At 71.7% G+C, this 4,243-nt stretch carries 5 protein-coding genes and 1 pseudogene; all 6 read right to left on the reverse strand.

Annotated elements, in window-relative coordinates; genetic code table 11:
* Positions 1–428 (reverse strand): DNA-3-methyladenine glycosylase (locus tag RWP81_RS14745; RefSeq protein ID WP_314457340.1); only part of this gene is annotated, 428 nt, incomplete at its 3' end.
* Complete coding sequence (locus tag RWP81_RS14750; RefSeq protein WP_314457341.1) at positions 425–1,831, reverse strand: hypothetical protein; 1,407 nt, start codon at positions 1,829–1,831, stop codon at positions 425–427. The genes RWP81_RS14745 and RWP81_RS14750, both read right to left, overlap by 4 nt.
* On the reverse strand, positions 1,821–2,678 hold the full coding sequence (locus RWP81_RS14755) for a TIGR03943 family putative permease subunit (protein ID WP_314457342.1): 858 nt from the start codon (positions 2,676–2,678) through the stop codon (positions 1,821–1,823). The genes RWP81_RS14750 and RWP81_RS14755 overlap by 11 nt, the downstream gene beginning before the upstream one ends.
* The gene (locus RWP81_RS14760; protein ID WP_314457343.1) at positions 2,671–3,699 is read right to left on the reverse strand and encodes a permease; all 1,029 of its coding nucleotides are present in this window, start codon (positions 3,697–3,699) and stop codon (positions 2,671–2,673) included. Before RWP81_RS14760 ends, RWP81_RS14755 begins: the two co-directional genes overlap by 8 nt.
* Positions 3,686–4,099, reverse strand: a complete 414-nt coding sequence (locus RWP81_RS14765) for a Fur family transcriptional regulator (RefSeq protein WP_055952261.1) — start codon at positions 4,097–4,099, stop codon at positions 3,686–3,688. Before RWP81_RS14765 ends, RWP81_RS14760 begins: the two co-directional genes overlap by 14 nt.
* 43 nt (positions 4,100–4,142) lie before the next feature.
* A pseudogene (locus tag RWP81_RS14770) lies at positions 4,143–4,243 on the reverse strand (metal ABC transporter permease); the annotation flags it as partial.

The raw sequence follows: 4,243 nt of genomic DNA on the forward strand, positions 1-4,243 counted from the left end.
TCGCCGAATCGCCCCGGCCCGCGCGCGAGGTCGCGCTCCGACCGCACGGCACCGCGCCGCTCGAGTCGCCGCCGCTCGGCGATGTCGGCCCCCTCGGTGATCTCGCCGCCGCGCAGCAGCACACCGCCGGCCACCCCTTCGGGCCCGCAGACGACGTTGACGCACGAGTGGATGCCATGACTGAGGTAGACGTACAGGCGCCCCGGCTCGCCCCACATGGTGGCGTTGCGCGCGGTCGGCCCCATGCGTGCGTGCGAGCCGGGATCGGGCCGGTCGCCCGTGCCGCGCCCGTGATAGGCCTCGACCTCGGTCAGTCGCGCGACCACGCGTTCGCCGCCCACGACGGTCTCCAACAACGCGCCCAGCAGCCGCGGTGCCACCTCGACGGGCAGCCCCGACAGGTCGTCGCGCGTCGCCGGACGTGTCACTGCGGGGGCACCTGGCACCACGACAGGTCGAAGCCCTGGAGGGCGACGACCTCCTGACCGGTGTCGACCTCCACCAGGTGGGTCAGCAGCCGCTCGGGGAGGGGCAGTTGATAACGGTCGAAGGGGTTGTCGACCGCCCGCGGGGCGATGAGCACCGCCGCGTACCGGCCGCTCGGCGAGACGCACGTCTGCAGCACCGTGTCGGAGCCGGGGACCTCGAGCATCGGTCTTACCGCACCGCCGGTGTCGACGTGCGCCACGGTGGTCGAGCGCGAGACCCCGTCGGCGCTGATGTCGGCGAACGAGCGGATCGTGCCCGCATCCGTTCCGGGCACCGGGGTGGCGCGCCCGGCGAGGCCCGGCGGATCGACGGGTTGCACGAGGGGCCGCTCCGACCCGTCGGTCAGGTCGACCTCGCGCAGGCCCTCGAGGCGCTCGACGATCGCGACCGACGAGCCGCGGGCGATGCCGTCGATCGAGACCGCGCTGCCGAGCGGCGCCGCGTTGCCGCCCTCGGCGTCGGTGAGGAGCAGCCGCGAATCGAACGTGAGCACGAGCATGCTGTCGGTGTCGGGCACGAAGCGGTAGTCGGCGATGCGCGCGTCGCCGCCGTTCAAGCCCACGTCCGTGGGGGGCGCGTCATCCGCGGCCGACATCGTGAACAGTCGGCTCTCGCGCCCTCCGGCGGCGCCCAGGTCGGCATCCGAGAAGGTGAATCCGACGCGCTCTCCGCGGTCGGCCGACTGCAGGTTGCTGACGAAACCGGGGCCGGGGAGCGCGACGTCGCGGGCGTTCTGCCCGTCGGGATCGGTGACGATCACCCGGGCGGTGTCGCCGTCGCGCACCGAGATCACGAGGTGGTTCGCGGTGGCGCGGAAGTCTTCGATGTGCGGATGCACGAAGACCGGCAACCCCGCCTCGCCCCGCAGGTCGGTGCGGAAGATCGTGTCGCCCTCGGGGGTGCCGCGCTGCGTCAGGTATGCCTGCAACGGCGGCGTGCGGAAGGTCTCGGTCAATGTCGACGAGGGGCCGGCGCCCAGGCCGCTCACGCCGTCGACCGTGATGCGGTAGTCGGTGTCGTCGCGCAGCGGCAGGGTGAAGCGCACGCCGACGCTCCGCCCCGCGGTGTCGACGGTGAACGGCGTCGCCGGCTCCACCGATACCTGCGAGGCGTCGACGGTCTCGAGTGACTGCGTGGTGGTCAGGATCACGCGGGATCCGGATGCCGCGACCGCGGCCGCGGGGTCGACCTGCACGTCGGTGACGCGGGGTCCCTGCGCCACCGCGACGACCCCGCCGATCCCGCCCACGACCACGAGGCCGACGAGCACGGCGGCGAAGGCGACCGCGAACCCCCGACCGCGGCGCGCGCGCGAACGCGACCGCCGGGAGTCAGTACTCATAGGGGTCCGCCGGTTCGTCGATGGATGCCACCTGCTCGGCCTGCACCTCGAGTCTGCCGTCGCCGCTGGAGCGCACCGTGCCGGTGACGGTCACCCACTGGCCCGTCGCGGGGGCGTCGACCGACGCGGCGATCGGGAGGCGCGCCGTCTGCGCGTCGATCACGCAGTGGGTGATGACGAGGCGCGTGAGGTCGAAGCTCGCGCCGTCGCCGCCCGGGGTGATGAAGCCGGTGAGGGTGACCGGCTTGCCGTCGAAGGTCTCGGGGTTGGTGGCGTGGGCGAACACCGCCGACCAGTCGCCGATGCCGAACTGCGTGGTGTCGCCGGAAGCCGCGAGCGTGATGACGTCGGAGCCCGCGAACAGGGGCGGCGCCCCCACGTCGCGCGAGACGGCGAGTTCGGTCGACAGCGACGCCGCCGGCGTCAGCAGCACCGCGATCACGGCACCCGAGGCGAGCACACCGCCGGTGAAGGCCGCGATGCCGCCCGGGGTCAGGCGCGGACGCGCGGCGAGCTGATCGTGCGCTACGTGATCATGGTCGTCGAACGGATCGGCGTGCTCGTGATCGGCGTGCGCGAACGCCTCACGGCGGGCGGATGCCGCGGCGGGGGCGTGCCCGTGCTCGTGATCGTGCCCGTGGTCGGCCTCGGCCCCCAGCGGCAGTGCGAACGAGGCGACGGCCCCGACGAGCGCGACGATCGACATCCCGACGGCGAACCACGCCGAGTCGGGGTTGATGTACAGCGACATGCGACCCGTGACCCACAGCGTGATCGTGGTGATCGACAGGCATGTCGCCAGCCCCACGCCGAGCCAGCGCGTGGCGAGGGCACCCGTTCTAGACAAGAAGGTTCACCACCGTTCCGAGTGCGAAGGCGAACAGCACGACGACCACCGTCATCCCGGCGAGGACCCGTGTGGTGAAGGTCGTGCGCAGCAGCGCCATCATCTTCAGGTCGATGATGGGTCCGACCACGAGGAAGGCGACGATCGAGCCGGGCGTGAAGGTCGAGGCGAACGACAGCGCGAAGAAAGCATCGACGTTCGAGCAGAGCGACACCACGATCGCCAACAGCATCATGGCGGCGATCGAGAGCGCGGGATCGGAGCCGATCGCCAGCAGCGCGCTGCGCGGGACGAGCACCTGCACCGCCCCCGCCAGCAGCGACCCGATGATGAGCGCCGGCATCACCGACCGCAGTTCTACGACGAACTGCGCGAGCGTGCGCCGACCGCGGTTGCCGCGCTCCTGCACGACGATCTCGCAGGTGGCGAGGAACCGCTCGGTGAGCAGCTTGTCGGGATCCAGATGCCGGCTGTACAGCCACCCGATGAGGTTGGCGACGAGGTAGCCGCCGATCAGGCGCGCGACCAGGATGCCGTCGCTGAACCCGAACGCCGCGTGCGTGGAGATGATGACGATCGGGTTCACGATGGGAGCGGCGACCAGGAACGTCAGGGTGTCGGACACCCCGAAGCCGCGCATGAGCAGACCCCGGGCGAAGGGCACGTTGCCGCACTCGCACACGGGGATGAACATCCCCAGCAGCGACAGCACCGCTCGGCGCGCCCATGGCGCGCGCGGCATCCATCTCTCGATCGCCCCCGGAGGCACCCACACCTGCACGATGATCGACAGCACGACGCCCAGCACCACGAACGGCAGCGACTCGATGAGCACGCTGAGGGCGAGGGTCAGACCGTCTTGCGCGCGCGTGGGCAGCGGCTGCGCGAAGAACGTGGGGGCGAACGTGTCGACGAGGAACAGCGCGGTGACCACGACGACACCCAGGCCGAGCGCGACGAGGGTGCGGGAGGCGCCCGTGCGCGGGGGCGAGGGCGCCGCGGTGCGACTACTCGTCGCCACGCTCGCGAGCCCGGGCGCGGGCGCAATCGGTGCAGATGCCGAAGATGTCGACGACGTGCTCGGCTTCGCTGAAGCCGTGCTGGGCGGCGGTGCGCTTCGCCCAGTCCTCGACGTCTGTCGCGGCGATCTCGACGGCCTTGCCGCACGAGCGGCAGATCAAGTGGTGGTGGTGTCCGCGGGTCTCGCACGCGCGGAAGAGGTTCTCACCCTCGGGGCTCTGCAGGGAGTCGGCGTCGCCCTTGGCCGCGAGGCCGGCGAGCGTGCGGTACACGGTGGCCAGGCCGATGCCGGTGTTCTCGTCGCGCAGGGTGGCGTGCAGGGCCTGCGCGCTGACGAAGCCGCCCGCGCCGGACAGGGCTTCGCGCACGCGTTCGCGCTGCCACGTATTGCGCTGGACCATGGCGGCGAGTCTATCGAGGGGATCGGTGAATCGGCTGGGCGCGTTACAGGGCGCGGGTGGTGCGATCGCGCCGGGCGCCGATGACGCGGCAGACCAGGTAGATCAGGAACGAGATCGTCGTGATGTACGGGCTGACGGGCAGCG

The organism is uncultured Microbacterium sp. (genome assembly GCF_963521695.1).
In the GTDB taxonomy this organism is placed as follows: Bacteria; Actinomycetota; Actinomycetes; order Actinomycetales; family Microbacteriaceae; genus Microbacterium.

Bases quoted from the DNA above. Each gene is read 5' to 3' on its own strand.
- RWP81_RS14750 (WP_314457341.1), bottom strand. From the start codon at position 1,831: ATGAGTACTGACTCCCGGCGGTCGCGTTCGCGCGCGCGCCGCGGTCGG.
- RWP81_RS14765 (WP_055952261.1), bottom strand. From the start codon at position 4,099: ATGGTCCAGCGCAATACGTGGCAGCGCGAACGCGTGCGCGAAGCCCTG.